Here is a 25331-nt window from a genome sequence, read left to right as displayed (position 1 = left end):
GCTGCGTACGAAAACGACAGTTGGCGCGGGGCCGAAAACGCGCAATTATCGGCCGATGAGCCGCCGTTTGGATGACAAGCTCGATTGCAAGGCGTGCGGGACGATCCTGATGGATATTCCCGACGACCCGAAGGATTCGACGCCGATCTATTGCAGCAATTGCGGCGCCTATCTCGGCGAATGGGGCGAGCTGCAGGAGGATTTCTATAAACAGGCTTTCGGTGCCCAGGCCTTCGATCTGAACAACGGAACCATCATCAAGAAATAATCCTGGATTGCGCAGGCCTTCCGCCGGCCCAAGCCACGGCCTGCTGGCCCGGCTATTCGCAGCAATTGCCGTTCGGACCGGGCCATCTGGAACTTTTCTCCCGACCCGCTTGTTTGGGTGGCGGAAGGAGAAACGCCATGAGCACAAAACCTCCCCCTGTTCCACCGGAGAATCTGAGCCCAAAAGGAGCCGGTGACAAAAAACCGGTAGCCGCCGACCAAGCACCGCACGGCCAATCGACCGTGCCGGATCCCGACAAGCAGGGCCAGCAAGGCAATACGAAGGTCAACACCACCCATCAAGGCAACGTCCAGGATCGCTAGGTCATGTCCACGTCGAAGAAGACTCCTGCCAGCATCCGCCAGGGTGGTCCCGGCGCGGCGCACGAAAACGCCAAGAAGCCGCTGAGCGTCGAAAAGCCGCCGGCCGATTCCGACCGGCGCAGCCACAGCAAGGTCTCCGGTGGCGGCGGCGAACGCGACAGCCACCATACCCACGACCCCGAAAAGAAAGGCGACACCCGGCCTGCGCATCAGGGCAAGTGAAATCGGGTGGCGACGCGAAGATCGGTGGCTCGAGCTGAAATTTCAGCGGGGACGGCGCGCCGAGGCGAACGGAACGACATTGTCGACATTTGCCGCCGGCAAATCAAACAGCATCGGAAGCCCTCGCGTCGCGGCCATCTCTACGATCAGCTCTTCGATGGAGTGATTGGTCAGACGCGTCTCGACGCCCAGCCGGATCATCGCCGCCAGCTTGTGCACCGGCACCGGCACGGACTTCGCCCGGTCGTCGAGCAGCTTGCTGATTTCGATCACGACGTCTGCGTCGATATCCCTAGGCAAGTCTCGCATAAGCGCCTCCCCGCCAAACGAAACCAAAAGCCCGCCGCACCTTTCGATACGGCGGGCGATCCAGTAATGCGCACCGGCGAGGGGATCGGGTGGGCGTGCCGGCACGCGCAGATCGCAAGTATTTTTAGTTAAATCCGCCAGCCTCGATGTGTCACGGGAAAACGTCTGTACGTTTTTTACCGAACCGCGCGGATCGCTGGCTCTCCCCGCGTCGCGCGGCGCGACCGCACGGATGGCGTGACCCTCTGCCCTCCGGACAACGAACCTAAACAGTATACATTATAAACTTAAAACATCTTGCCAGGCGATCCAGCCTGTGCTCCACTTCGCATTGGAACGTGGCCTGCAGGTCGAATTCTCTCGATATGTAGCTGCATTTCAACGATCACTGCGAGAACACCAGCCTCAAACGATATACGAAATCTTCGCAGGGGAAGGCGTGGATGACGGAAACGATAGAGCTCAAACGGGTTGGCGATGGCAATCTGCGTGCCCAGGTCTATCAACAAATCCGTCTGACCATACAGCATGGCGAATTGGCGCCTGGCCAGAAGCTCGTAGATGTCGACATTGCCGCCCAGCTCGGTATTTCCAGAATGCCTGTCCGCGACGCCTTGATGCAGTTGGTGCATGAGGGCTATCTCGTCGGCACCACACGCGGCTTCACGCTGCCCACGCTTACCGCAACGGATGTCGCCGACATCTTCGAGGTCCGCCGCTTGCTCGAGCCGCGGGCCGCCGCACACGCTGCGCGGACACTCGACGCCGCTGGCCTCAAGACGCTTGCGGCCGCGCTTCGGGAGGCGGAGGCTGCGGCCGCCGCCGGCGATGCCGACCGCTTTTTCCAGGCCAATTCGGCATTCAGGAATTGCTGGCTCGGCGCTGTCGAGAACGAGCGCCTTTCACAAACCATTGCAAGGTTCGCCGATCATGTCCTCGTCGTCCGTTTAAGGACGCTGTCGCACCAGCCGACGCAGGCCGTCGTCGTGGCCGGCATGCGCGCAATCTATGAGGCGTTCGTCAAGCGCGACGCCGTCGCCGCTTACGACCGCATGACCCACTTCATTCAGAACGCCGAGGAGCGTTTCATGAAGCTGAGCCCTCCGTCTCAAAATTCCACAGGTGAAGGTGAGAGCATGTCGCAGCGGGGGAAACCATGACCAGGAAGCAGCACCCGCTGAAAGGGCCGAACAGGTTCAAGCTCGGCGTCTTTTCCATGAACGCCGATGGCGGCCTGGCAATGACCACCGTTCCCGAGCGCTGGCGTGCCCGCTGGGAAGACAACCTCAATTCCGCCTGCATCGCCGACCGCGCCGGCCTCGAGTTTCTGCTGCCGATCGCCCGCTGGCGCGGCTTCGGCGGTTTGACGCATGTGCGGGAATGGTCGTTTGAGACGTTCACCTGGGCGGCGGGTCTTGCTGTCGCCACGGAAAACATCGGCCTGTTCATGACGGTGCATGTGCCGCTGGTTCATCCGCTGCAGGCTGCCAAAGCGCTTGCGACGGTCGACCACATCTCCAACGGGCGTGCCGGCTTGAACATCGTCTGCGGCTGGAACCCGGACGAGTTCGCCATGTTCGGGCAGACGGTCGGCGAGCGGACCTACGATCAGGCCGAGGAATGGATCAACATCATCGTGCGTGCCTATCAATCGAGGGAGCCGTTCGACTTCAGCGGCGAGTTCTATGATCTGAAGAGTGTCGTTAGCCGGCCGCCAAGCTTGCAAGTGCCACGACCGGTGACCATGAACGCCGCCTTCGGCGCGCCGGGGCGCAACTACGCGGCGCGCCACTGTGACTATCTGTTTTCGACTTTTTCCGAAATTGCCGACGGCCGTGCGCATGTGGTCGACATTACCAACCGCGCGGCCGAAGTCGGGCGCGAAGTCGGCGTCTATACGGTCTGTCACGTCGTCTGCCGGGAGACCCAGCAGGAAGCCGAGGACTACTACCGGCACTACGCGCTGGAATGCGCGGACGAGGGTGCCGTCGACGAGCATATGCGCAAGAAGAAGGAATTCGCGAACTCGCATGACGCGAAGGCCTTCACCGAATATCGGCAGAGGTTCGCCGGCGGTGCCGGGACCTTCCCGCTCATCGGCACGCCGGAAAAGATCGTCGACGACCTCACCGAGATCATGGAACAGGGTTATTCCGGCGCCGCCCTCACATTCGTCAACTACACCTACGAACTGCCCTTCTTCTGCGACCGCGTGCTGCCGCTGATGCGCCAGGCCGGGCTTCGAGTAAATTGATGCCGGCCGCCGCCATTCCGACGCTATGGGTGGATGGGCACAACGCCATCGATCCGCGCGCGTTCAAGCAGGCTATGCGGGCCGTGGCGGGCTCCGTCGCCATCCTCGCGTCGGAGCATGACGAGATCGGCTTTTGCGGCATCACGGCGACCGCTCTCTGCTCGTTCAGTGCCGAGCCGCCTTCGCTGCTTGCCTGTGTCAACCGCGGCAGCACCTTTGCCTCGGCCATTCGCGAAGGTTTGCCTTTTTCGGTCAATCTTCCCGCCGGCGACCAGGAGAACGTTGTGCGTGCCTTTGGCGGCATGACCAAAGCCAAGGGCGCCGCGCGGTTCTCGTCCGGATCATGGGTGCGCGGCGAAACCGGCGCGCCCTTGCTGGTCGGCGCGCGGGCAATGTTCGAGTGCGTGGTGGCCGAAATCATCGTGCGGGCGTCGCACATGATCGTCATCGGCATCGTCTCGGGCGTTGCGCTGGATCGCGCTCACCGATCGCCGGTCTTCTACGCGCATGGGCGGTTCCTGACAGTAGGAGATGATGTCAACTAACCGCCGTTCGTGTGGCGGCGAAGCGCGCAATTTCAGATCGGCCCGATGATGGGCTCCGGCGAAGTGAATCTATCAGAGGGAATACGGCAATGCGCATTTGGAAATCCCTTGTTCTGGCTGCACTCATGTCGGGTGTGGCGGGTATCGCCATGGCCGACGAGGTCGTCCTCAACGCCGTGCATTTTACGCCGACGCAGAACGGCTACGCCCAGAGCTTCCTGAAGTTCGTTCAAAAGGTGAACGAAAAGGGCAAGGGCGTGGTCCAGATCAACGTGCGTGGCGGGCCGGAGGTCATTCCACCGATCCAGCAGGGCGCGGCGCTCAGGAGCGGCCTGATCGATGTGATCGACACACCGGCAGGGCAGTTCCTCGAACTCGTGCCCGAAGGCGAGGTTTTCTCCGCATCGACGAAGACGCCCTGGGAGGTTCGCGACAATGGCGGCTGGGACTTCATCAGCGCAATTTTCGAGAAGAAGGCCAATGCCCATCTGCTGGCGCATGTCGACGCGGGCTCGGGCTTCAACGTCTTCACCGTCGACGAACCCAAGCTCAACGATGAAGGCAGCATCGACTGGGGCAGTTTGAAGATCCGTTCGTCGCCGCTCTATCGCGATTTCCTCGAATCTCTGGGCGCGACAGTGATCGTGCAAGCGCCGGGGGATGTCTATACCTCGCTCGAGCGCGGCGTCGTCAATGCCAACGCCTATACCGTATTTGGCTATGCATCCTTCGGCTGGGACAAATTCACCAAATACCGTGTCGATCCGCAATTCTTCAAAACCGACGTGCTGATCTCGATCAACAAGGCCAGATGGGACACGCTGTCGCCCGAGGCGCAGAAGCTGCTTGCCGACACGGCCGTCGAATACGAGCGCGCGAGCTATGACGCCAACCTTGCCGAATCCGAAAAACAGGCACAGGCGATGATCGACGGCGGGCAGAAGGTTGTCAGCTTAACCGGCGCCGGCCGCGACAAATTCCTGGCGGCTGCCACGCAGGCGAGCTGGGCGAGAATGGCCAAACGCGATCCCACCAACATCGATCAGTTGAAGAAATTCTTTCAGTAGCCCGAGCCGAGGGTGCCTTGTGCGCCCTCCGTCAAAGCTGGGCCAAGGGCAAAAGGTGGACATGAGGGTCGTCGGGCATGGACAGATTGTTTGCAGCGATTGGGAAGCTGAGCCTTGCGTTGGCGGCGGTGGCAAAAGTGGTGCTTGGCCTCATCATTGTCGCGGTGGTTGCTGATGTATGCGTCCGCAATCTGGGCCTGAGGCCGCTTGCCTGGGCAGTATCCGCGACGGAATACGGCCTGCTTTACGCGGCATTTCTGCCGATGCCCTGGCTGGTCCACAGCAAGGGCCATGTCTTCGTCGAGTTCCTGCGCAAGGCGCTGCCGGTGCGGGCACGGGCGGTGCTTGAAAAGCTGGTCTATCTCGCCTGCATTGCCGTCAGCCTCTACCTCGGCAGCGTCGCTCTGTCGTCCCTGACCAGTGCCGTGGCGGGCGGCGAATATGAAACGCGCAGCTTCGACATGCCGAAATGGCTGGTCTTTCTGCCCATCATGCTCGCCTTCTACCTCTCGGCGCTGGAATGGCTCAGATATCTGCTCGGCCGTGACACGCTGTACACGCTGGATCCTCTGGAAATGGAAGGGCTCTGACCGGTGGCCTGGCTGTTTCCATTCGCCGTGCTCGTTGGCACCATCCTGGTGTTGATGGGGCTGGGGCTGCCGGTCGCCTTCGCGTTCTTCGTCACCAATGTGATCGGGCTGTACCTGTTCTTCGGCGGTTCGATCGGCGTGACGCAGATGGTCGCCAACTTCTCCGACGCTGTCTCGACCTACGCGCTTGCCCCGCTGCCGATGTTTCTTGTCATGGGCAGCCTGTTCTTCCGCTCCGGCCTCGGCGAGAAGGTCATCTACGCGCTCGACCTGTGCATCGGCAATCTGCGCGGACGCCTCGCCTATGTCGTCCTCGCCGCCGGCACGATCTTTTCCGCGCTGTCGGGCTCGAGCCTCGCCAATACCGGCATGATGGGCTCGCTGATGGTGCCCGAGATGCTGAAGCGGGGCTACAAGCCGCATATGGCCTACGGCCCGGTGCTTGGCGCCGGAAGCCTTGCCGTCATCATCCCGCCATCCTCGCTGGCCGTCTTGCTCGGCTCGCTTGCCCAGATCGACGTCGGCGCGCTGCTCATAGCGGGGGCTCTGCCCGGGCTGCTGCTCGTTGTCATGTACGCAGCGCTGATCTTCGCCCAGACGAAGATCGACCCGGACGCCGCTCCGCACTATCCGGTGCCCGCCGTTCCCGCGGCCGAGAAGGTGAGGGCGGTCGCCGTCAACATTATTCCGATGAGCGTTATCGTGTTCATGGTGGTCGGCACGATCATCCTTGGGATAGCGACGCCGACGGAATCGGCGGGCCTCGGCTGTGCCGCCGTTTTCGCCTTGTTGTTTGTCTACCGACGGTTCAGCTGGTCGGTTGTTTGGAAGTCGCTGGACGATGCGATGAAGGTCACCGGCATGACCTTCCTGATCATCTCGGCTTCGACGACGTTCTCGCAGATATTCGCCTTCTCCGGCGCCTCCAACGGCTTTATCCAGTTCATCGTCGGCTACGATCTTGGACCGTATCCCATGCTGCTCATGATGGTGCTCGTCATCCTGCTGCTCGGCATGTTCATGGATCAGGTCTCGATGATGCTGATCACGCTGCCGATCTTCCTGCCGATCGCCCAGCAATTCGGCTACGAGCCCGTATGGTTTGGGCTGATCCTGCTGCTCGCCTACGAGGTCGGCTTCACCACGCCGCCGTTTGGTCTGCTGCTGTTCATCATGATCGGTGTCGCGCCGAAAGGCACATCGCTCAAAACGGTTGCCATGTCAGCGGCGCCTTACATCGCGCTGACGCTTCTGCTGATCCTGCTGATTGTCCTCTTTCCGCAGATCGCTCTCTTTCTTCCGAATTTGATCTAGCCGAACTCGATCCAGAGGGTCTCCACATGCGCTTTGCCTATCTTGCCTTCTTCCATGACGACCGCGAGGCAAATTTGGCCACCGCCGGTGAAGACGTTGACGCTGTGCGGCGTGTGATTGCATCGACGCCGGGCCTTGCGCTTGCCAACATCTATCTGCCCGAAGTGGCGACGGACATGTTCAACAACGATGGTCCACCACCGGTCTTTGGCTTCCAGCTCTATTTCGACGACTTGGCGGACATGGAGGCGGCGCTGGCGCCGTCCGGCCATCTGCAGGCACTTGCCGCAGCTGGCATGCTGTCGAGCATCGCCGGTTCGAGGCCGACGCAACAGGCAATGTGCGTGCGTCCGTTTCCCGTCGAGGACGTTGGCGTCAAGACGTCCGGGCTGCCCTGCAGCTATCTTGTCCACTATCCCGGGCCGGCCGAAGACATGAATGTCTGGCTCCACCACTATGTGACGCATCATCCGCAATTGATGCGGGGCTTCCCAGGCATTCGCCACATCGAGGTTCTGTCGCGACTGGATTGGTGCGGTTCGCTGCCCTGGCCGCGGATCGACCATATGCAGCGCAATCGCGTCATGTTCGACAGTCCCGCTGCATTGACGCACGCGCTGCAATCGCCGGCGCGGCTGGAGATGCGCGCCGACTACAACACTTTTCCGCCGTTTTCAGGCGGCAGCCGGCATTTTCCGATGTCGACGGAAGCCGTGCATCCTTCGTCAAGGGCCACATAGGCAAACAGGGTTTACCGACGTCGAAAATTTCTGGAGATTTCATGTACGACTTTCGCAAGAAATGTATCTCTCTCGATCGCCTCATCGGCACCTTCTGCGCCATCCCGCACCCTGTGGCGGTCGAAGTGGCGGCCGCGAGCGGGGTCGATTTCCTGTGCATCGACTGGGAGCATTCGCAGATCGGCCGCGAACGGCTCGAAGATCTGATCCGCGCCGCCGATGTCCACAAGGTTCCCGCGATGGTGCGCGTTCCCGGCCACACGCCGGAGTGGATCGCGGCCGCGCTCGACGCCGGCGCGTCGGGCGTCCTGGTGCCGCGCGTCTCCACGGCCGAGCAAGCCCGCATGGCGGTCATGGCCTGCCGTTACCCGCCGGTCGGCGCACGCGGTGTCGGCCCAGGCCGCGCCGCCGGTTATGGCTACAGCATTCCGGACTACCTAAAATCGGCCAACGAGGTCCTGACGGTCGCCATCCAGGTCGAGACGGCCGAAGGCCTCGCCAACATCGACGACATCGTCCAGGTCGACGGCGTCGACGTGGTCTTCATTGGCCCCGGCGACCTGTCGGTCTCGATTGACGCCATGGGGCCGGCCGGCCAGGACAAGCTCAATGCCGCGATTATGAGGATCGCGGCCGCGGCGCGCACGGCCCGCAAGGCCGTCGGCATCTTTCGCCCTTCGGCGGATGATGTCGGCAAATGGTCGCGGCACGGCATCAGCTTCCACGTGCTGGCCAGCGACACGATGTTTCTCGGCGCCGGCCTTGCCGCCGGTGTCGCGTCGGCGCGCAGCGCCTCATAGCAAGAGTTTGGCATGAAGATCATCAAGACCGACGGCGTGTTGTCAGTCGAGGAAGAGCAGTTGCGCTACCTCGACGGCTTGGGCGCCGAGTTTGTCGAAAAGACGCTGCTCACGGAAGAAGCCCTGATCGAACACTGCCGCGACGCCGACGCATTGATGGTATTGCGAGAGCCGATTACGGCTCGCGTTTTGGCGGAACTGAAGAGGCTCAAGGTCATCGGACGGTTCGGCGTTGGGCTCGACTCGATCGACGTCGAGGCCGCCAGCCGTGCCGGTGTTCAGGTAACCTACGTGCCGGACGCCAATCTGGTGGAAGTCAGCACCCACGCCATGGCCCTGATCCTGGCCTTGACGCGCAAGCTGAAGCAGTTCGACAGCGCGGTGCGCGCCGGCCGCTGGGCTGCAATGACCGATGGCGCCGGCATCCTACGGCCCGACAGGCAGATCATCGGCCTGATCGGCTTCGGCCAGATCGGGCGCCTGACTGCCGAGCGGGCACGGATATTCGGCTACCACATCATCGCCTACGACCCGTACATGCCGGCCGAGCGCATCACGGCCGGTGGTGCTGAACCGGTCGGCTTCGACGAGTTGCTTGCCAGGGCCGACATCGTCTCGCTGCACGTTCCCGCGACACCGGAGACCAGAAACATCATGTCGGCGCAAGCCCTGTCGCGGATGAAGGAAGGGGCGATACTCATCAACGTGTCCCGCGGCGGCCTCGTCGACGAGGTCGCCTTGGCGGATCTGATCCGGCATCGCCATCTGGCTGGCGCCGGCATCGACACTTTCGAGCGGGAGCCGCCTTCGCCCGACAATCCGCTGCTGGCGCTGGACACCGTCCTGGTCAGTCCACACGCGGCGCACTACTCGACCCAGTCTTACGCAGAGGTTCGCAACAAGGTGTTTGCCGATGTCGCATCGGTCCTGCGCGGCGGCAAGCCGGTATATCCGGTCAACCGGATGTGACCATTCCCGATGTCGGCACCATCCGCTGCCTGTCGACGGTTCCACCTTACGGTCCGGGGCAGGCGCCCTTGAGCGCGACCTCGGCAAGCGGATAGAGACGGGAACGGGTGAAGAGTGAATTCGCATTTTTTGCCGACAGCGCCACATTTTTGTTCTTGCTTTGTGCCGGCAGCTATGCTACTAATTTGGGTATGGTGCTGGCTCGCACCGAGGACCCGTCGCAAGGCGGGTTTTTTGTTTTTAGGTTTCAGCGCCATCCGTCGAGGCTCTGCTCGGCTTGTCGCGACGCTCGACGATGTAGATGTGGTCGGCGACCAACACCACGTCGCCATGCTGGTTGATCACCTCGCAGCGCTCGATGACCCGGCCTGAATCGGGTCGCTTCGGGTCGTCTTCCCTAGCCGAGATGGTGGTGCGGGTCCGGATCGTATCGCCGATGAACACCGGCTTGATGAAGCGCAGCCTGTCGTAGCCATAGGAGAAGGCAACCGGGTTGACGACGCTTGCCGTCAGCCCGACGCCGACCGAAAAGACCAGCGTGCCGTGGGCGATGCGCTGGCCAAACGGCGTCGTCTTCATGAACTCGGCGTCCATGTGGTGGGGAAAGAAATCGCCGGTATGGCCGGCATGGACGACGAAGTCGGTCTCGGTGATGGTGCGCCCGCTGGTCATGCGCGACGACCCGATCTGGTAGTCCTCGAAGTAGATCGTCTGCTCCATGTCAGGACCTCGCCGCTATCGGTGTTGCCGGCGCCGCGCTCGATTGATAGGCGGCTTCGACCAGCGCCATGGTGCGCCAGCCGTCCTCGACGGAACTGACAAGCTCGGCGTCCTCGCCCGACGCGTAGCGCTGGACATTGGCCATGCGGCCGGCAAAGGCGTCCGGAAACCATGAGCCGACGAGTGGAACCGCAATCCAGTCCTTGCCGCCTTTGGGGTAGATTTCGAGAATATCCGGCTCGCCGCGCGGATAGTCGAGGTTGACGCCTAATTTGAGGTAAGCGGCGCCCTCGGTGCCGCAGATGCGGAATTCGCAAGCCTGGTGTTTTCGACCGAATTTGTGATCGTGGTTGATCGACAGCGCGCAGCGCACGGTGTCGCCATAGTCGAGGATCGCGCTGGTGCGCGTTTGCGCAACCTTATGGCCGGGGTGGCCGAGTGTCTTGGCGTGAACCCCCTTGGGATCGCCGAGCAATTGCCGGATCAGGTCGAGATAATGGATCGAATGCATGGCGATCTCGACACGCGGCGCCTGCAACAGGAATTCCCAGAGCTGCCAGGGTGTCGCCAGCGCCAGCCATGCGTCGAAATCGACCACTTCGCCCAGCCAGCCCTTGGCGATCGCATCCTTCAGCGCCAGCATCATCGGCGCAAAACGGAGTTGGAAATTCACAGCGGCCCTGAGGTTTTTGGAGCGGCAGATTTCGAGGATCTCGGTCGCCTCGGTGAGGTCGCTGCCCATCGGCTTCTGGATCAGCGCCACCGCACCATCGGGCAGCGCCCTGAGCACGCCGGCGTGATTAGCCGGCGGTGTCGCCAGGTCGAAGACGGCGTCCTTGATTGACGCAGCTTCCTCGAGCGACCGGTAAGCGGTGACGCCCCATTTCTGCGCCAGTTTTTCCGCCTTGGCCAAGTCGGGGTCGAAAAGCCCGACAACCGGGAAACCGGCTTTCCCATAGGCCGGGAAATGCGCATCGCCGACGATCGAGCCGGCGCCGAAAATCAGGATCGGCCTGGGCTTCGAGGGCTGTAGCCAGGCCTGGGAAAACGAGGCAGGATCGAAAATGTCATCAGTCATAGTGGAAGACTTCGTCCATCGACGCCCACCACTCGCCCTCCTTGCGGGTCGGCAGCGGCTCCTGGCATGGCATGCACAGCGCCCACCATTCCTGCGTCGTGGGATCGGCAGCCATCTTGGCCATGTCGGCGGCATAGTCGGTGCCGTGGTACTCGAAGGTGCTGAACAAAAGGTGCTCCGGCTCCCTCAGATAGATCGAATAATTCTTGATGTTGCAGGCGGAAATCATCTTGAGGACGTCCGGCCAGACGGCAGCGTGAAGGCGCACATACTCGGCGACTTTCTCCGGCTTGAGACCGAGCACCATTCCCATTCGCTGCATGTCCGCCTCCTATTTCACTATCGCCATGGTGAATTCCGCTATGCTCTTCGACTTGATCGCATCCCAGTCCCAGTCGATGCCGATGCCGGGCTCGTCCGGCGCCAGCGCTCGCCCGTCCTCGATACGCATTTTCGTGCCGGTCAGCTCGTCGAGTTGGGGAATATACTCGACATATCTGCCGTTCTGAACGGCGCATGTCAGGCTGACATGCAGTTCCATCAGGAAATGCGGGCAGACCGGTATGTCGAACGCCTCGGCTGCATGCGCCACCTTCAGCCACGGCGTGATGCCGCCGATGCGACCGACATCGACCTGCACGATCGAACACGCGCCCTTTTGCATATATTCGCGGAAATGCCGGATCGAATAGAGCGACTCGCCGATGGCGATCGGCGTCGATGTGGCACTCGACAGTCGCACATGGCCGTCAATGTCGTCGGCCGGCAGCGGTTCCTCGATCCACGCGAGGTCGAGTTCACGCAAGCGCTCGGCCCGGCGGATCGCCTCGTCGACAGAAAAGCCCTGGTTGCAGTCGGTCATGATCTCGTAGGAGTCTCCAACCGCCCGGCGCACCGCCGTCAGCCGGGCAAGATCCTCGGAACCGTGCGGCTTGCCGATCTTGACCTTCGAGCCACGAAACCCCTTGGCCTTGGCGGCCAGCGCATCCTCGACCAGTGCCTCGGTTTCGATATGCAGCCAGCCGCCTTCGGTGGTGTAGAGCGGGCAGCGGTCCTTGGCGCCGCCGGCAAGCTTCCACAGCGGCAGGTTTTGCTTCCTCGCCCGCAGATCCCAAAGCGCAGTGTCGATGGCCGCCAGCGCGATTGCCGTAATCGCGCCGATCGTCGTCGCGTGGGTGGCGAACTCCAGCTCGCGCCAGATCGCCTCGATCATGTCGGCGTCGCGGCCGATCAGCCGCGGCGCAAGGTGGTCGGCCAGCAGCCGCATCACCGAGGAGCCGCCGGTGCCGATCGTGTAGCTGTAGCCGGTGCCGACCGCGCCGTCGGCGTCGGTGATGGTGACGATCGGTGTTTCCTGGCTGACAAAACTCTGGATGGCATCGGTGCGCTTGACCTTAGGCACCAAGTCGATCATGCGCAGTTCGACTTTCTCGATCTTTGCCATGTTTTAACCTCGCAATGTCTTGCCTGTTTCGGCAGAAAACAGATGGGCCTGCGACAGGTCCAGGCTCATCTTGACCCGGTCGCCGGCCTTGAGCGGCTTTGGATTGAGCATGCGGGATACCCAGTCGCTGCCGTTGAATTCGGCAAACACCAGCGTCTCGTTGCCAAGCGGTTCGGTGACGGTCACCGGCAGTTCCACCTGGTGGACGTCGACATCTTCGCCGGAGCTGATGCCGTGTCCCGTCGGATAGATGTCGTCGGGCCTCAAGCCGAAGACGACCTTGTCGCCGGTACCGACATTTGCCTTGAACTGGCTGGGCAGAGGCAGTCTCTCGCCGCTGGCGAACAGCAGCTGTCCGTCGTCGACGTCAGCCTCGTGCAAATTCATCGGCGGCGAGCCGATGAAGCCGGCCACGAAGCGTGTCTGCGGCCGGCGGAAGACCTCGTCGGGTGTGCCGACCTGCTCGATGAACCCGTCACGCATGATGACGATGCGGTCGGCCAATGTCATCGCTTCGACCTGGTCGTGGGTGACGTAGATCACCGTCGACCGGACCTTGGCATGCAGTTTCTTGATCTCGGTGCGCATCTGTGTCCGAAGCTTGGCGTCGAGATTGGAAAGCGGCTCGTCGAACAGGAAGACGTCGGGATCGCGCACGATGGCGCGACCCATGGCGACGCGCTGGCGCTGTCCGCCCGACAGCTGCGACGGCCGGCGGTCGAGCAACTGGTCGAGGCCGAGAATGCCGGACGCTTCGGCTACGCGACGGTCCATTTCTTCCTTCGCGGCGCCGGCTATCTTCAGCGAGAAGCCGAGGTTTTCGCGCACCGTCATATGCGGATAGAGCGCGTAGGACTGGAAAACCATCGAGATGTTGCGCGAGCGCGGCGGCAGGTCGTTGACCATGCGGCCGCCGATCTCGATGATCCCGTCGCTGATCGCCTCGAGGCCGGCGATCATACGCAGGGTCGTCGACTTGCCGCAGCCGGACGGCCCGACCAGCGCGATGAACTCGCGGTCGGCGACCTCGAGGTCGATGCCGTGCACGACCGCCACCGGACCATAGCTCTTGGTGAGTTTCTTGAGCGATACAGTTGCCATGTCAGCCTTTCACCGCGCCGGAAGTGAGGCCGCCGACGAGATGTTTCTGGACGATGAAGGTAAGCGTGAGCGCCGGTATGATCATAACCACGGCCAGCGCGCACATGCCGCGCCAGTCGATGGTGAATTCGGCCGTATAGTCGAGCAGGCCGACCGGCAGGGTCTTGGAGTTGATCGAGCGCGTCAGCTGCGAGGCGAGCGCGAACTCGTTCCAGGAGGTGAGGAAGGCAAAGATGCCGGCCGAGGCGATGCCAGGCCCGGCCAACGGAAACTCGACCTGCCAGAAGGCCTGCCAGCGCGTGCAGCCGTCGATCTGCGCCGCCTCGGCGAGGTCTTTCGGCACCTGGCGGAAAAAGCCGTCGATCAGCCAAACGGTGAAGGGCACGTTGAGCGCGACATAGACCAGGATCAGCCCGAAATGCGTATCGATGATGCCGAGCCGCGCAAAGACGAAGAACAGCGGCAGCGACAGCGCAATGCCGGGCACGGTGCGCGTCAGCATCAGGCCGAGGAACATCGCCGATTTGGCGCGAAAGCGGTAGCGCGCAAAGGCATAGCCGCCGGCCATGCCGATAACGATGGCGATTATCGTAGAGGTCACCGAGATGATCAGCGAATTGCGGAAGTAGTCGAGCACCGGGATGCCGCCCTGGCCGACGCCGCTGAACATGGCTATGTAGGCATCGAGCGAGAGTTGCTGCGGGATCCACACCGGCGGCTTGGCCATGATCTCGACGGTCGGCCGCAGCGACGACAGCACGATCCAGATGCCGGGCAGGCAGATGACCAGCATGGCCAGGAACAGCCCGATGCCGTGAACGATGCCGAGCGCTTTGTTGCCGACGCGATGCAGGCTGTTCTGGTCCATCCTCACCACTCCGCCGCGATCTGCGTGCGCGCCGCGGCAAGCTTGCGGTAGAAATAGACGGTGAACAGGATGGACAGCAGGATCGAGAAATAGGCCATGGCATTGGCCATTCCCATCCGGGCATCGCCATAGGCGGTGCGGGCGACGAGCGTCCAGACCAGTTCGGTGCGGCCGGCAGGACCGCCGTCGGTCATGATCTTGACGATGTCATAGGCGCGCGCGACGTCGAGCGAGCGGATGGTCATGGCGATGAAGGCAAACGGCATGACGAACGGCCAGGTGACATAGCGGAATGTCTGCCACGGCGTGCAGCCGTCGACGCGGGCCGCCTCGACCGGTTCGCGCGGCATCGCCAGCAGCCCGGCAAGGATCAGGATCGCGAACACCGAGGTCGACGACCAGATCTCGGCGGTCAGGATGGCGATGAAGGCGAGATTGCCGTCGATCAGCCACGGGATGGCGCGGTCGGTCAGGCCGAGCCCCTGCAGGGCGTTGTTCACCAGGCCGATATTGTCGTTGAACATGAATTTGAATTGGAAACCGACCAGGATCGGCGAAAACATCATCGGAAACATCATGATGGTGCGCAGAACCCGCTGGCCGCGCGATGCCTTTTCCACCAGCAGCGCCAGCCCGAGCCCGATCACCATTTCCAGGTTGAGCGCCACCGTCAGCAGGACCACGGTGCGGGCAAAGGCGACCCAGAAAGCGCGGCTGGTCAGGATGGCGACGTAATTGCGCGCGCCGATGAAGACCCAGAACGTTTCCGGCCTGGTCAGCCGGAACGGCGTGAAGCTGGAATAGAGCGACAGCAGCAGCGGCACCACCACCACCGCCGCCAGCACGATCACCGCCGGCAGCAGGAGCAGCAATGGCGGCGAAGGTCTCCAGCCTTTCATGGCGATCCGGTTCTGGTTGGTGCCCGGACACCGAAGGCCGCCATTGGCGAGCTGGGATCAAGACACAGCGTGTTGCGCATGGTTCGAAAAAAGTTCGGGGCGCCGCTCTTCAATGAGCGCGGCGCCCCCCTTGGTTGAATGATCAAAGCTTGCCTGCGTCCTCGAGGATCTGGGTGGCCTTGGCGGCAGCGTCGTCCAGCGCCTGCTTGGAGGTCTTGTCGCCAAGGATGGCGGCCTGCAATTCGGGATAGACGGCGTTGGAGATTTCGATCCATTCAGGTGTCTGCGGCACGGCAAAAGCGTGCTTTGCCTCTTCCTGGAAAGCCGCCAGCACTTCCTTCTTATAGGGATCGCTTGCCGCCTGCTGGATGTCCCAGTCCCACACCGCCGTGCGGGTCGGCAGTGGGCCGCTTGCCGCCTCGAGCTTCTGGCTGTCCTCATTGGTCAGGAACCAGACCAGCGACGCCGCAGCCTCCTTGCTGGCGCAGTTTTCGGTGACCGAAAATCCGTGGTGCCCCGACCAGCCGGTGCGAATGCCGGCCGATCCCTTCGGCGCCACCTTAACCCCGACATTGCCGGCGACCTTGGACGACTTCGGATCGTTGAAGAAGACTGCCCAGCCCGGCCAGTCGAGGTTGATGGCGACGGTGCCTGAGGCAAAGCCCTGGCCGAGATCGTCCCACAGATAGTTGGTGGTGCCGGCCGGCACCGCCTTGGCCTTGTAGAGATTGACGAACCAGTCGAGTGCGTGCACGCCGGCTTCCGAGTTGAAGGCCGGCTTGCCATCCTTGTCGAGGTATTCGCCGCCGTCGGCGATGAGCATCTCGTAAAACCGGCCGTTGATCGCCTCTTCCTTGCCGGCGAACTGGGTGCCGTAGAAATCGGGCGGGCTGGCGAAGAATTCCGCCTGCTGGGCGACCTCGTCCCAGGTGTCGGGCGGTGTCAGCTCCTTGCCGTACTTGGCCTTGTAGGCGGCCTTCTTGGCTTCGTCCTGGTAGAGGCTCTTCTGGTAATAGAGCGCCGACACGTCGAACTGCGCGCGCGGCAGCATCACCAGCTTGCCGTCGAGCGTCGAGGCCTTGATCGTCGACGGCACGAAGGCGTCGATCTCCTCCTTCGGCAGCAGCTTGTTGAGGTCGGTGTAGATATCAGGATACTGCGGCGCGAAGGACGAGTGGTTCGACCCAACGCACCAGTTGATGCTGCCGGAGGCAATGTCCGACTTGATTTCCTTGTCGAGCTCGAAGTGGTTTTTCTTCGAGATCACGTTGACCTTGGCGCCGGTCAGTTTTTCCCATTCGCCGATGCGCGCGTAGAGCCCTTCATATTGCTGGCCGCCGATCAGCTTGGCATCGATGGTGACGCCGTCGAATTTGCCGGGCAGGTCGGCAGCAAGGGCAGCACTCGCACCAAGTGCGAGCAGCGTTACGCCGGCTGACAGGCCGCAGAGCAGTTTCGTCATTGGTATCCTCCCAAGAGCCTGCATCGATCGCGTAGTGAGGTCAATCGGCAGCTTCATTCATATACAAACAAAACATTCATATGATCGTCAAGCCGAAAGTTCTTTCGGAAGCAATACCGTTATGCGTATATGAAAAATGCAATTCACTGGAGAGGCGGAATGGCTGAGGACGAGGAAGACGACCGCTATCGAGCCCCGGCGCTGGACAAGGGGCTCGACATCCTCGAGCTGCTGGCCGGGGTCGATGGTGGCCTGACGCAGGCGGAAATCGCCAAGAAGCTCGACCGCAGCCCGAACGAATTCTACCGCATGCTGGACCGGCTGGTGCGGCGCGGCTATGTCACGCGGCCGGATGGTGACCGTTACTCACTGACGCTGAAGCTGTTTGGCCTAGCGCAGCTGCACGCGCCGGTGCGACGGCTGGTTTCCTATGCGACGCCGCTGATGCGCGAGCTGGCCGAGACCACACAGCAGGCAAATCAGCTGGTCGTCTTCGATCGCGGTTCTGCGGTGGTGATCGCACAGCAGGAAGCACCGGATTACTGGGGCATCTCGATCCGCGTCGGCTCGCATATCAGCCTGTTCGACACCGGCTCCGGCCATGTGTTGCTGGCGTTCCGCCCGCCGGAAGAGCGGCAGATGATGATCTCAGAACATCTGCGCAGCACCGACAAGCCGCCGCAATCGCCGGAGTTCTTTGCCCGCCTCGACCAGATCCGGGAACGCGGCTACGAGATGATGGCATCGATGCAGACCGCCGGTGTCTTCAACCTGTCGACACCGGTTCTTGGCTCGGACGGCAGGGCGATCGCCGCGCTGTCGATCCCCTACATAACACTGGTCAACGCACCCAAGGCGCCCGACATTACGAGGACGATTGAGCTGCTGCTGGCAGCGACCGAAAAGCTGTCGCAGCTGGCGGGATCGACCGTCAAGCAATCGCGATGAATTCTTATTTGAATGAAGAATTTCTCCGTGAGATGATCGCGAAGTCGCCAAGGAGGAGCGCGCCACCATGATCTTCGACACTCATCTGCACCTGATCGACCAGTCCGCGCTGCGCTATCCCTGGCTGGCCGGTGTGCCGGCGCTCAACCGCGATTTCTCCTACGACGAATATGCAGTCCAGGCCCGCCGCGCCGGCATCGAGGGCGCATTGCACATGGAGGTCGATGTCGATCCTGCCGACATCGAGGCCGAGACCAGCCATGTGAAAACGCTGTCGCAGCAGAAGGGCAGCCTGCTACGCGGTGCAATCGCCTCCTGCCGTCCGGAAGAGCCGGGCTTTGCCGGCTATCTCGAGCGCCAGCGTGAAGATTCTTTCGTCAAGGGCTTTCGGCGTGTGCTGCACGTCATGCCGGATGAACTGTCGGAAGGCGCGCTGTTTCGTGAAAACATCAAGCGGCTTGCCGGCAGCGGCCTGACCTTCGACCTCGTCGTCCTGCCGCACCAGATCCCCAAGGCGATCGTACTCGCCGACCTCGCGCCGGATGTGCAGTTCGTGCTCGACCATTGCGGCGTGCCCGACATCAAGGGCAGTGCCGAGCACCCCTGGCGCGAGCACATGGCGGAGATCGCGCGGCGCCCGAACGTCGCCGGCAAAATTTCCGGTGTGGTCGCCTATGCGGATGCTGGATCCTGGACTGTCGAAACGCTGCGTTCCTATGTCGAGCACACTATCGAATGCTTCGGCTGGGATCGCGTCGTCTGGGGCAGCGACTGGCCGGTCTGCACGCTCGGCGGCGGGCTTGCGACCTGGGTGGCGGCGACGCATGCGCTGCTCAGCGGTGCCAGCGACGATGAACGGCAAAAGCTGCTCTCCGGCAACGCCAAGCGGCTGTGGAGTTTGTAGAGCATTTTGCAGCCAAGCGGAATCACTTGGCGTCGCACAAACGCGGCTAAAACGAATAGACGGCCTCAGATGGTCGCCGACACGCGCCGCTCGCGACCGTAGAGCGAAACCAGGAGCACGATGACCAGGCCAGGTGCGGCCCAGGCCGACGGCAGCACCTTCTGCGGCGCGCCGTCATATCGCGCCTTCAGTTCGGTCGGCAATCCAGCAATCACGCCCGAAACGTCTTGAGCGCAGGCCTCCGTTCGGTTGTTTCAGGCTCCTCCGCCGGCAACCCCGGACACCTGCGTCGAAAGGCTCTCCCGAAACAGGCGATTGAGATCGGCAACGACGCGAGCGGCATTGTGCCTTTCGCCCAAGCCAAGATTGATCCGATCTGACGCCGCCTGCTGGAAGGCCATGTAGCCGTCGTGCCGCGGCCTGACCCAGGCACCTTCGAGCGTGGCTCGGGTGGCGACGTAGAACTTGCCGGTGGCGGCGTTGACGGCGGCATCCGCCCAGGCTGCCGCATGGCCGGGCTGGCCGCCGGCCGAGGCGTAAGGGCCGCGCTGCACGTCACCGCTGGCGATCCAGTAAGCGAAGTCGATGGCCGCCCGCCTGGCCTTCGAAAAGGCTGACACGGCGATGCCGGTCCCGCCAAGCGCCGAGCCTTTGGGACCGACATTGCCCGCAGCAGGGATATCGGCGAAAACAACGCGGCTGGGCCGGAATCCGGCGATGGCGTAGGAGACATAGCCATAGATCAGCGGCGCACAGGCGATCCGCGATCCCGATCCGGCCATTTGCTCAAGAACCGCGATCGGGTCCATGCCAAGACAGGCCGGGTCGACGAGGGCCGCGATCTCGCGCATCATCTCGAAAACCTGCTTGCCAGTTGCTGGATCCACATGGTCGCCCGGGCCTTCACCGGCGGGCCGGCCGAGATTGCCGGCGAGCGTATAGAACACCATCAGCGAATGCGGCGGCCTGAGCGGCAACAACACGCGGCCCTGCCGCGCCAGATCGAGCGCATCGGCCCAGCTCGCCGGCGCAGCCGAGAGCATGTCGGGGCGCCATGCCTGCACCTGGCTGGCCGCGTCGATCGGAAACGCCCACTGCCGGCCCTGCCAGTTGTAGCTGGCATAGGACCGGCCGACGCTGCCCGCCGCAAGTGCTGCACGTTCGGCTTCCCGGCCGGCGACATCGAGCGGCGTCAGGCAGTTCTCGGCGATGATCTGGCCGACATGCGGATGGTCGATGACGATCAGATCATAGGCGCGGGCCAGTTCCTCGACCGGGAAGGATTCGAAATCCTGCAGCGAGCGCTTGTCCCATTCGATAGTGACGCCGGTCCGTTCCTTCCACAGCGCCGAACAGGCGACCATTGGGCCATAGCCGCGCGGATGGCTCCAGGTCATGCCTTTGAGCATGACGTCGCTCACAGCCCGAACTCCGCGCGGATTTTTGCGCTGTGCTCGCCGATGCGTGGGGCGGCCCGCTCGACCTTGGCGCGGATGCCGTCGACCCTGAGCGGCGAGCGCGTGGTAAGGATCGAAACGTCATCCTCGCGCGTCACCGTCTGCAACATGTCGAGAACCTGGAAGCCTTCGCTGGCCATCATTTCCGGCCAGGTCAAAACCTTGGCGCACCAGATGTCGGCAGGCTCGAGGATGGCAAGCCACTCGTCGACCGTTTTCGTCGCGATTTTTTGCGCGATGATCGCCTTGATCTCGTCGCGGGCAGTGAACCAGGTCGACGGCTGATCGCGGTAGGGCGCAAGTTCCTCGAGCCCGAGGAGATCGGCGAGTTTCGAGATCGGCGTCATGGCGATCGCCAGATAGCCGTCCTTGGCCGGATAGACGCCGTAGGGCGCCGACAGATAGGCGTGCGCGCTGCGGAAGCTCGACCGCCGCGGCAGCCGGCGCCCATCATTGAGATGCGTGGTCAGCACCTCGAACTGGAAGTCGACCAGCGCTTCGAGCAGGCTGGTCTCGACATGGCTGCCCTTGCCGGTCACACCGCGCCGCACCAGTGCGGCGAGGATGCCTTGCGCGGCGGCCGAACCCGCCAGCATGTCGGCGATCGCCAGGCCGAAGGGCACCGGCCCCTGGTCCTCGTCGCCGTTCAGCCACATGACGCCGGAGCGGGCCTGCGCCAGCAGATCCTGCCCGGGCCGCTTGACCCATGGGCCTTCCTCGCCATAGCCGCTGATCGAGGCGTAGACCAGGCTCGGATTGATGTTGCGCACCGCCTCATAATCGAAGCCCAGTCGTTCGATGACGCCGGGCCTGAAGTTCTGGATCAGCACGTCAGCCCTGGCCAGCAGGCCGCGCAGTGCCGCAAGATCGGCCTCGTCCTTGAGGTCGATGGCAAAGCTTTCCTTGGCGCGGTTGATCGCGTGGAAAATAGTGGAATCGCCGCCGATCTCGGTGTCGCTGAGATAGAGTCGGCGCGACAGGTCGCCGCCATCCGGCCGTTCGATCTTGATGACGCGAGCGCCGAGGTCGAGCAGTCTGAGCGAGCAGTAGGGGCCGGACAAGAACTGGCTCATATCGACAACGATGAGCCCGGTCAGCGGCAGTTCGGCAATGGCAGCCATTGCCTATTTCTCCGTCTTGCCGGCGAAATCGGCCGGATTGCGGTACTTCACCGTCTGCAGGTGCTCGCAATAAAGCACAAGCTCGCCTTCACCTTTGAAGACTTCATAGCTGGCGCGGATCAGCCCCATTTCCTTGTATTTTGGCTTCTTGTCGAGGTTGGAGCGGATCGAATAGATCGTGTCGCCGATGAACACCGGCTTGATGAAGCGCAATTTGTCGTAGCCATAGGAAAAAGCGTTGATGCAATTGGTGGCAACGAGGCCGAGCCCGGCCGAGAACACGAAGGCGCCGGCGACCAGGCGCTTGCCGAAGATGCCTTCTGTTTCGGCGAACATCTGGTCCTGCACGTAAGGATGGATATCGAGCACCAGCGCGTTGAAAAGATGGCTGTCGCCCTCGGCAATGGTCCTGCGCAGCGAGCGGATCTTCTGGCCGACCGGCCAGTCTTCGTAGAACCAGTTCTCCGCGTTCCAGACGGGAAGGTCGGCGTGATCCCTAGGCATGTTGGCGGGGTGTGTCGATGCCACGCCCACGGTTGGCGCGAAACCGCTCATGACGGCTTCCCCGGGCAGCGGGAATCGTCCATCAGGGCGCGCCGCAGACCAGCGAAATGCATGATCGATCCTCCCGTCAATCTTCTTTTGTGAATAGTATTTTCACATATGGGGTTGTGTTGCAAGCGAGTCTCGGCGAAATTTTGCCTGCTCCGTCGCGGCCAATGCCGGCGGAACAAGGGAGGAAGTGATGCAGAATGCCTGTCTGGTTTTCGTCGGCAGCCTCAATCGCGACGCCCCGTATTTTCAAGGCGCGCGCGGTGTCGGGTTGGGTGTTTACAGTTTTGACGAGGGGACGCTGGAGACAAAGAAACTGGCCGAGACGGAAGACATCGACAATCCGACCTTCCTGTCGGTGACGCTGGACGGCTCCCACGTCTACGCCAATTCCGAAGTGTTCACCTGGCGCGAAGGCGTGGTCTCGGCTTACCGCTTCGACAGGCAGACCGCCACGCTGTCCTACATCAACAAGCAGCCGACGCTGGGCAGCATCACGGCGCATAACACCCTCACGCGCGACGGGACCAAGCTGCTGGTCGCCAATTACGGCATGGGCGAGGGCGGCCCCGATCGCTCGGTCGTGGTCTTGCGGCTGCGCGAGGATGGCGGCCTGACCGCACCGTTGTCGAGCGTCGCCCATAGCGGGACCGGACCAGACCCCGCACGCCAGGAGCGGCCGCACGCCCATAGCGTAACCGAGACGGTTGCCGGCGGCATGGCGATCGTCGCCGACCTCGGCATCGACCAGCTGGTGTCCTATCGCATCGGCTCAGACGGCAGCCTGACCAAACTGGCCGAGTCGGCGCTTGCGCCAGGCGCAGGTCCGCGCCATCTCGCGTTGCATCCCGGCGGCCGCTTCGTGTTCGTCATGAACGAGCTGGATTCGACGGTCGTCTCGCTGGCGCTGGATGAAGCATCAGGCAAGCTTACGGTGATCGACAGCAAACCGGCCGTGCCGCCCGAGGCGCGCGACGGCAATCATTGCGCCGACATCCAGATTTCGCCCGACGGCCGCTTCCTCTATGGCTCCAACCGCGGCCATGACAGCATCGTGGTGTTTTCGGTCGACCAGCAAACCGGCAGGCTTGCCCTCGTCGACTATACGCCTTGCGGCGGCGCCACGCCGCGCAATCTGGCACTGACGCCCTCGGGCGGCCATCTGTTCTCGGCCAACCAGAATGCCGACCGCATCTCGATCTTCGCCCGTGATGCCGCAACCGGCCGGCTGACCGACACCGGCCGATCCATCGACATTGGTACGCCGATGTGCGTGAGGATCGTGCGTTGACGTGATCTCAGAACTCGAGCGCCTGCCTGAGTGCCGGGCCGCTCCTGACGCGCAGATCGAGGTCGGCCTCGATATGGTCGATGTGGTGCAGCATCAGCGCGCTGGCGCGTTCGGCATTGCCGTTCTCCAGCGCCTCGAGGATCTGCGTGTGTTCGTTGTGGCCGCAGCTCGAGATACCCGAGCGGCCATAGAGTGCTATCACCAGCGATGACCGAGCGACCAATTCCTCCATGAAACGCTGCAGGATGACGTTTCCCGCGACCGACGCCAGAAGCAGGTGAAAATCCCCCGACGCCTTGATCTCCGATCGCCTTGCGTTTGGTCCGCGTTCGGCGATGAAACGGCCTTCTTCGTCGAGCTGGGCCTTGAACGCCTCGATATGCCCCGGCGTCATCCGTCCGGCGGCGGCAATCGCGATGCCTGGTTCGATGAGCCGGCGCGAAGCAAAGACCTGCCGCGCTTCCTCCGGCGACGGATTAGCCACGAAGGCGCCGCGATTGCGCTCGGTGCGCACCAATCCCTCGAAGGAAAGCATCTGCAGTGCCGCACGCGCCACGGTGCGGCTGACATCGAACAGCGTGCCGACTTCGCCTTCGGAAAGCTTGGTTCCCGGCGCCAGCCGGCGATCGACGATCGCATCGCGCAACTGGTCGCGGATCGCCTGCGCGCGATCCTCGTTGGCGGCCTCGATAGCAGGGAAAGTCTGGTCGGCAATGTTCATGGCGGTGATCCTGCGTACTTCTACCCTGAATCGCATCGCTTGGACGAGAGACAAAGTGAATACAGGGATTAAAAAGATTGCATACGATTTTTGCGAGGATCGGCGGCAATCGCCTATAATTTGTGCATTGCACAAGGATGCCGTATCGGCAGCCACGTAGATACAGCCCCGATTTCTTCGAGGATTCAGTCGGTTGGTGCGGCGGCGCGCAACTGGCACGCATGATGCTTTGGCTAATCCGACCAAAGGGGAAGCTGGATGTCCAAAGCCGCCGAAATCGACATTGTGTCCGTTTCGAAAGTCTATGGCGCGACGACTGCCGTCGAAGGCATCAGCCTGAAAATCCCTGCGGGGACCTATTGCTGCCTGCTCGGTCCGTCCGGCTGTGGCAAGACCTCGACGCTGCGCATGATCGCCGGGCACGAGAGCATATCGAGCGGCGATGTGCGGCTCGGCAACACAGTGGTTACCGACCTGCCGCCGGCCAGGCGCGGCACTGCCATGATGTTCCAGTCCTACGCACTGTTTCCGCATCTCGACCTGATCGACAATGTCGCGTTCAGCCTGAAGATGAAAGGCGTGGGCAAGGAGGAGCGCCGCGCCAAGGCACTCGACATGCTGAAGCTGATGCAGATGGAGGCCTATGCCAGCCGTCGTCCGGCGCAGCTTTCGGGCGGCCAACAGCAACGCGTTGCTCTCGCCCGCGCACTGATCACCGATCCCGAGGCGCTGTTGCTCGACGAACCGCTATCGGCGCTCGATCCGTTCCTGAAAATCCGCATGCGGGCCGAACTGAAGAAGCTGCAGACGTCGCTCGGCATCACTTTCGTCCACGTCACTCACAGCCAGGAAGAGGCGATGGCGCTGGCCGACCTGATCGTGGTGATGAACGACGGCCGTATCGAGCAGGCGGCGCACCCCCGCATCGTGTTCGAGCGGCCGGCCACTGCCTTCGTCGCCCGTTTCATGGGCGACCACAATGTCATCTCCGGCCGCGTCACCGGCAGTCGCGACGGCATGGTCGTTTTCGATGTGTCCGGCGGCGTCACGCTCGCCGCCAGCGGGCAGGGCAGGGAGACCGGGGAGCCCATCGATATCGCCATTCGCACGGACCACGTGCGCATCGGCGAGCCGCCGGCAGCCGGGCTCGGCTTCACCGGCATCGTTTCAAACGTCGAGTACCGCGGTTCGACCGTGAAGCTCTCGGTCAATGGCGCCGGCATCGACGATTTCACGGTGATCGTCGACGACACCAGCTTCTTCGCCAGGCCGGTTGCCGTCGGCGACGCCGTGCAGATCGCCTGGGACGCTGAGGACGCGATCGTCCTTGGCCGTCTCCATTCCTGAATCCAGCATAACCAACC

The 25331-nt window shown here is 62.5% G+C and carries 30 protein-coding genes; 16 read left to right on the top strand and 14 right to left on the bottom strand.

Annotated features, from left to right (window positions below):
* Window positions 1-55 precede the first annotated feature (55 nt).
* The 3 genes from NKH50_RS15195 (at window position 56) to NKH50_RS15185 (ending at window position 813) form a co-directional block, all read left to right on the top strand.
* Window positions 56-268 carry a hypothetical protein gene (locus tag NKH50_RS15195; RefSeq protein ID WP_352879609.1) on the top strand — a complete coding sequence of 71 codons (213 nt, stop codon included), beginning with the start codon at window positions 56-58 and terminating at the stop codon, window positions 266-268.
* A 137-nt stretch (window positions 269-405) separates the two neighbouring features.
* A complete protein-coding gene (locus tag NKH50_RS15190) occupies window positions 406-591 on the top strand; it encodes a hypothetical protein (RefSeq protein WP_254818788.1) in 186 nt (61 codons plus the stop codon).
* A gap of 3 nt (window positions 592-594) precedes the next feature.
* Window positions 595-813, top strand: coding sequence for a hypothetical protein (locus NKH50_RS15185; RefSeq protein WP_352590409.1), 219 nt, complete (start codon window positions 595-597; stop codon window positions 811-813).
* A 42-nt stretch (window positions 814-855) separates the two neighbouring features.
* On the opposite strand, the gene NKH50_RS15180 is transcribed toward NKH50_RS15185, so the two are convergent.
* Entirely contained in the window at window positions 856-1122 is a 267-nt protein-coding gene (locus tag NKH50_RS15180; RefSeq protein ID WP_352505406.1) for a hypothetical protein, read from the bottom strand.
* 443 nt (window positions 1123-1565) lie between these two features.
* Here NKH50_RS15180 and NKH50_RS15175 point away from each other — a divergent pair, with 443 nt between their 5' ends.
* The 9 genes from NKH50_RS15175 to NKH50_RS15135 all read left to right on the top strand — a co-directional run bounded on the left by NKH50_RS15175 (window position 1566) and on the right by NKH50_RS15135 (window position 9401).
* Window positions 1566-2282: a GntR family transcriptional regulator gene (locus NKH50_RS15175; protein WP_352804456.1), complete on the top strand. Its 717-nt coding sequence runs from the start codon at window positions 1566-1568 to the stop codon at window positions 2280-2282.
* The gene (locus tag NKH50_RS15170) at window positions 2279-3376 is read left to right on the top strand and encodes an LLM class flavin-dependent oxidoreductase (RefSeq protein WP_352505404.1); all 1098 of its coding nucleotides are present in this window, start codon (window positions 2279-2281) and stop codon (window positions 3374-3376) included. Before NKH50_RS15175 ends, NKH50_RS15170 begins: the two co-directional genes overlap by 4 nt.
* Window positions 3376-3921: a flavin reductase family protein gene (locus NKH50_RS15165; RefSeq protein WP_352688599.1), complete on the top strand. Its 546-nt coding sequence runs from the start codon at window positions 3376-3378 to the stop codon at window positions 3919-3921. The genes NKH50_RS15170 and NKH50_RS15165 overlap by 1 nt, the downstream gene beginning before the upstream one ends.
* Window positions 3922-4010: 89 nt before the next feature.
* Window positions 4011-4988 carry a TRAP transporter substrate-binding protein DctP gene (gene dctP, locus NKH50_RS15160; protein WP_352879606.1) on the top strand — a complete coding sequence of 326 codons (978 nt, stop codon included), beginning with the start codon at window positions 4011-4013 and terminating at the stop codon, window positions 4986-4988.
* Window positions 4989-5065: 77 nt separating this feature from the next.
* Window positions 5066-5578 (top strand): TRAP transporter small permease, encoded by a 513-nt coding sequence (locus NKH50_RS15155; RefSeq protein ID WP_352645270.1) that lies wholly within the window; start codon window positions 5066-5068, stop codon window positions 5576-5578.
* Window positions 5579-5581: 3 nt separating this feature from the next.
* Window positions 5582-6892, top strand: coding sequence for a TRAP transporter large permease (locus NKH50_RS15150; protein WP_254818782.1), 1311 nt, complete (start codon window positions 5582-5584; stop codon window positions 6890-6892).
* A gap of 26 nt (window positions 6893-6918) precedes the next feature.
* The gene (locus tag NKH50_RS15145) at window positions 6919-7632 is read left to right on the top strand and encodes a hypothetical protein (RefSeq protein WP_352879603.1); all 714 of its coding nucleotides are present in this window, start codon (window positions 6919-6921) and stop codon (window positions 7630-7632) included.
* A gap of 41 nt (window positions 7633-7673) precedes the next feature.
* Entirely contained in the window at window positions 7674-8432 is a 759-nt protein-coding gene (locus NKH50_RS15140; RefSeq protein WP_352804470.1) for an HpcH/HpaI aldolase family protein, read from the top strand.
* Window positions 8433-8444: 12 nt separating this feature from the next.
* Window positions 8445-9401 (top strand): C-terminal binding protein, encoded by a 957-nt coding sequence (locus NKH50_RS15135; RefSeq protein WP_352879601.1) that lies wholly within the window; start codon window positions 8445-8447, stop codon window positions 9399-9401.
* A gap of 240 nt (window positions 9402-9641) precedes the next feature.
* Here NKH50_RS15135 and NKH50_RS15130 read toward each other — a convergent pair whose 3' ends face one another.
* The 8 genes from NKH50_RS15130 to NKH50_RS15095 form a co-directional block, all read right to left on the bottom strand.
* On the bottom strand, window positions 9642-10121 hold the full coding sequence (locus NKH50_RS15130) for a MaoC/PaaZ C-terminal domain-containing protein (RefSeq protein WP_352476485.1): 480 nt from the start codon (window positions 10119-10121) through the stop codon (window positions 9642-9644).
* A 1-nt stretch (window position 10122) separates the two neighbouring features.
* The gene (locus NKH50_RS15125) at window positions 10123-11199 is read right to left on the bottom strand and encodes a Gfo/Idh/MocA family protein (RefSeq protein ID WP_352879599.1); all 1077 of its coding nucleotides are present in this window, start codon (window positions 11197-11199) and stop codon (window positions 10123-10125) included.
* On the bottom strand, window positions 11192-11521 hold the full coding sequence (locus NKH50_RS15120; RefSeq protein WP_023676093.1) for an L-rhamnose mutarotase: 330 nt from the start codon (window positions 11519-11521) through the stop codon (window positions 11192-11194). Before NKH50_RS15120 ends, NKH50_RS15125 begins: the two co-directional genes overlap by 8 nt.
* Window positions 11522-11530: 9 nt before the next feature.
* Window positions 11531-12643 (bottom strand): mandelate racemase/muconate lactonizing enzyme family protein, encoded by a 1113-nt coding sequence (locus NKH50_RS15115; protein WP_352879597.1) that lies wholly within the window; start codon window positions 12641-12643, stop codon window positions 11531-11533.
* A 3-nt stretch (window positions 12644-12646) separates the two neighbouring features.
* Complete coding sequence (locus NKH50_RS15110) at window positions 12647-13744, bottom strand: ABC transporter ATP-binding protein (RefSeq protein WP_352737235.1); 1098 nt, start codon at window positions 13742-13744, stop codon at window positions 12647-12649.
* 1 nt (window position 13745) lies between these two features.
* Window positions 13746-14612 (bottom strand): carbohydrate ABC transporter permease, encoded by an 867-nt coding sequence (locus NKH50_RS15105; protein ID WP_352823027.1) that lies wholly within the window; start codon window positions 14610-14612, stop codon window positions 13746-13748.
* 2 nt (window positions 14613-14614) lie between these two features.
* Window positions 14615-15511: a carbohydrate ABC transporter permease gene (locus NKH50_RS15100; protein ID WP_352823030.1), complete on the bottom strand. Its 897-nt coding sequence runs from the start codon at window positions 15509-15511 to the stop codon at window positions 14615-14617.
* 142 nt (window positions 15512-15653) lie between these two features.
* Window positions 15654-16973, bottom strand: a complete 1320-nt coding sequence (locus NKH50_RS15095) for a type 2 periplasmic-binding domain-containing protein (protein ID WP_352879594.1) — start codon at window positions 16971-16973, stop codon at window positions 15654-15656.
* Between the two features lie 159 nt (window positions 16974-17132).
* Between NKH50_RS15095 and NKH50_RS15090 the strand changes: the two genes are divergently transcribed.
* The gene (locus NKH50_RS15090) at window positions 17133-17921 is read left to right on the top strand and encodes an IclR family transcriptional regulator (protein WP_352451570.1); all 789 of its coding nucleotides are present in this window, start codon (window positions 17133-17135) and stop codon (window positions 17919-17921) included.
* A gap of 67 nt (window positions 17922-17988) precedes the next feature.
* Window positions 17989-18825, top strand: coding sequence for an amidohydrolase family protein (locus NKH50_RS15085; RefSeq protein ID WP_352823036.1), 837 nt, complete (start codon window positions 17989-17991; stop codon window positions 18823-18825).
* A 65-nt stretch (window positions 18826-18890) separates the two neighbouring features.
* Here NKH50_RS15085 and NKH50_RS15080 read toward each other — a convergent pair whose 3' ends face one another.
* The 4 genes from NKH50_RS15080 to NKH50_RS15065 are packed head-to-tail and all read right to left on the bottom strand — an operon-like array spanning window position 18891 to window position 21958.
* Window positions 18891-19040, bottom strand: coding sequence for a hypothetical protein (locus NKH50_RS15080; RefSeq protein WP_352823039.1), 150 nt, complete (start codon window positions 19038-19040; stop codon window positions 18891-18893).
* 39 nt (window positions 19041-19079) lie between these two features.
* Window positions 19080-20222, bottom strand: a complete 1143-nt coding sequence (locus NKH50_RS15075) for an extracellular solute-binding protein (protein WP_352879831.1) — start codon at window positions 20220-20222, stop codon at window positions 19080-19082.
* 20 nt (window positions 20223-20242) lie between these two features.
* Window positions 20243-21403: a CaiB/BaiF CoA transferase family protein gene (locus tag NKH50_RS15070; protein WP_352823041.1), complete on the bottom strand. Its 1161-nt coding sequence runs from the start codon at window positions 21401-21403 to the stop codon at window positions 20243-20245.
* A 3-nt stretch (window positions 21404-21406) separates the two neighbouring features.
* On the bottom strand, window positions 21407-21958 hold the full coding sequence (locus NKH50_RS15065; RefSeq protein WP_352505387.1) for a MaoC family dehydratase: 552 nt from the start codon (window positions 21956-21958) through the stop codon (window positions 21407-21409).
* A gap of 190 nt (window positions 21959-22148) precedes the next feature.
* On the opposite strand from NKH50_RS15065, the gene NKH50_RS15060 reads away from it, so the two are divergent.
* Window positions 22149-23246 carry a lactonase family protein gene (locus tag NKH50_RS15060; RefSeq protein WP_352879592.1) on the top strand — a complete coding sequence of 366 codons (1098 nt, stop codon included), beginning with the start codon at window positions 22149-22151 and terminating at the stop codon, window positions 23244-23246.
* Window positions 23247-23253: 7 nt separating this feature from the next.
* On the opposite strand, the gene NKH50_RS15055 is transcribed toward NKH50_RS15060, so the two are convergent.
* The gene (locus tag NKH50_RS15055) at window positions 23254-23967 is read right to left on the bottom strand and encodes a GntR family transcriptional regulator (RefSeq protein ID WP_352488530.1); all 714 of its coding nucleotides are present in this window, start codon (window positions 23965-23967) and stop codon (window positions 23254-23256) included.
* Between the two features lie 258 nt (window positions 23968-24225).
* On the opposite strand from NKH50_RS15055, the gene NKH50_RS15050 reads away from it, so the two are divergent.
* Window positions 24226-25314, top strand: a complete 1089-nt coding sequence (locus NKH50_RS15050; protein WP_352488532.1) for an ABC transporter ATP-binding protein — start codon at window positions 24226-24228, stop codon at window positions 25312-25314.
* Window positions 25315-25331 lie beyond the last annotated feature (17 nt).

It is taken from the genome of Mesorhizobium sp. M1027 (assembly GCF_040318745.1).
Lineage (GTDB): Bacteria > Pseudomonadota > Alphaproteobacteria > Rhizobiales > Rhizobiaceae > Mesorhizobium.
This window is presented reverse-complemented; position numbering and strand designations above follow the sequence as displayed.

Bases quoted from the DNA above. Each gene is read 5' to 3' on its own strand.
- NKH50_RS15195 (WP_352879609.1), top strand. From the start codon at position 56: ATGAGCCGCCGTTTGGATGACAAGCTCGATTGCAAGGCGTGCGGGACG.
- NKH50_RS15190 (WP_254818788.1), top strand. From the start codon at position 406: ATGAGCACAAAACCTCCCCCTGTTCCACCGGAGAATCTGAGCCCAAAA.
- NKH50_RS15185 (WP_352590409.1), top strand. From the start codon at position 595: ATGTCCACGTCGAAGAAGACTCCTGCCAGCATCCGCCAGGGTGGTCCC.
- NKH50_RS15180 (WP_352505406.1), bottom strand. From the start codon at position 1,122: ATGCGAGACTTGCCTAGGGATATCGACGCAGACGTCGTGATCGAAATC.
- NKH50_RS15175 (WP_352804456.1), top strand. From the start codon at position 1,566: ATGACGGAAACGATAGAGCTCAAACGGGTTGGCGATGGCAATCTGCGT.
- NKH50_RS15170 (WP_352505404.1), top strand. From the start codon at position 2,279: ATGACCAGGAAGCAGCACCCGCTGAAAGGGCCGAACAGGTTCAAGCTC.
- NKH50_RS15165 (WP_352688599.1), top strand. From the start codon at position 3,376: ATGCCGGCCGCCGCCATTCCGACGCTATGGGTGGATGGGCACAACGCC.
- dctP (WP_352879606.1), top strand. From the start codon at position 4,011: ATGCGCATTTGGAAATCCCTTGTTCTGGCTGCACTCATGTCGGGTGTG.
- NKH50_RS15155 (WP_352645270.1), top strand. From the start codon at position 5,066: ATGGACAGATTGTTTGCAGCGATTGGGAAGCTGAGCCTTGCGTTGGCG.
- NKH50_RS15145 (WP_352879603.1), top strand. From the start codon at position 6,919: ATGCGCTTTGCCTATCTTGCCTTCTTCCATGACGACCGCGAGGCAAAT.
- NKH50_RS15140 (WP_352804470.1), top strand. From the start codon at position 7,674: ATGTACGACTTTCGCAAGAAATGTATCTCTCTCGATCGCCTCATCGGC.
- NKH50_RS15135 (WP_352879601.1), top strand. From the start codon at position 8,445: ATGAAGATCATCAAGACCGACGGCGTGTTGTCAGTCGAGGAAGAGCAG.
- NKH50_RS15130 (WP_352476485.1), bottom strand. From the start codon at position 10,121: ATGGAGCAGACGATCTACTTCGAGGACTACCAGATCGGGTCGTCGCGC.
- NKH50_RS15125 (WP_352879599.1), bottom strand. From the start codon at position 11,199: ATGACTGATGACATTTTCGATCCTGCCTCGTTTTCCCAGGCCTGGCTA.
- NKH50_RS15120 (WP_023676093.1), bottom strand. From the start codon at position 11,521: ATGCAGCGAATGGGAATGGTGCTCGGTCTCAAGCCGGAGAAAGTCGCC.
- NKH50_RS15115 (WP_352879597.1), bottom strand. From the start codon at position 12,643: ATGGCAAAGATCGAGAAAGTCGAACTGCGCATGATCGACTTGGTGCCT.
- NKH50_RS15110 (WP_352737235.1), bottom strand. From the start codon at position 13,744: ATGGCAACTGTATCGCTCAAGAAACTCACCAAGAGCTATGGTCCGGTG.
- NKH50_RS15105 (WP_352823027.1), bottom strand. From the start codon at position 14,612: ATGGACCAGAACAGCCTGCATCGCGTCGGCAACAAAGCGCTCGGCATC.
- NKH50_RS15100 (WP_352823030.1), bottom strand. From the start codon at position 15,511: ATGAAAGGCTGGAGACCTTCGCCGCCATTGCTGCTCCTGCTGCCGGCG.
- NKH50_RS15095 (WP_352879594.1), bottom strand. From the start codon at position 16,973: ATGACGAAACTGCTCTGCGGCCTGTCAGCCGGCGTAACGCTGCTCGCA.
- NKH50_RS15090 (WP_352451570.1), top strand. From the start codon at position 17,133: ATGGCTGAGGACGAGGAAGACGACCGCTATCGAGCCCCGGCGCTGGAC.
- NKH50_RS15085 (WP_352823036.1), top strand. From the start codon at position 17,989: ATGATCTTCGACACTCATCTGCACCTGATCGACCAGTCCGCGCTGCGC.
- NKH50_RS15075 (WP_352879831.1), bottom strand. From the start codon at position 20,222: ATGACCTGGAGCCATCCGCGCGGCTATGGCCCAATGGTCGCCTGTTCG.
- NKH50_RS15070 (WP_352823041.1), bottom strand. From the start codon at position 21,403: ATGGCTGCCATTGCCGAACTGCCGCTGACCGGGCTCATCGTTGTCGAT.
- NKH50_RS15065 (WP_352505387.1), bottom strand. From the start codon at position 21,958: ATGAGCGGTTTCGCGCCAACCGTGGGCGTGGCATCGACACACCCCGCC.
- NKH50_RS15060 (WP_352879592.1), top strand. From the start codon at position 22,149: ATGCAGAATGCCTGTCTGGTTTTCGTCGGCAGCCTCAATCGCGACGCC.
- NKH50_RS15055 (WP_352488530.1), bottom strand. From the start codon at position 23,967: ATGAACATTGCCGACCAGACTTTCCCTGCTATCGAGGCCGCCAACGAG.
- NKH50_RS15050 (WP_352488532.1), top strand. From the start codon at position 24,226: ATGTCCAAAGCCGCCGAAATCGACATTGTGTCCGTTTCGAAAGTCTAT.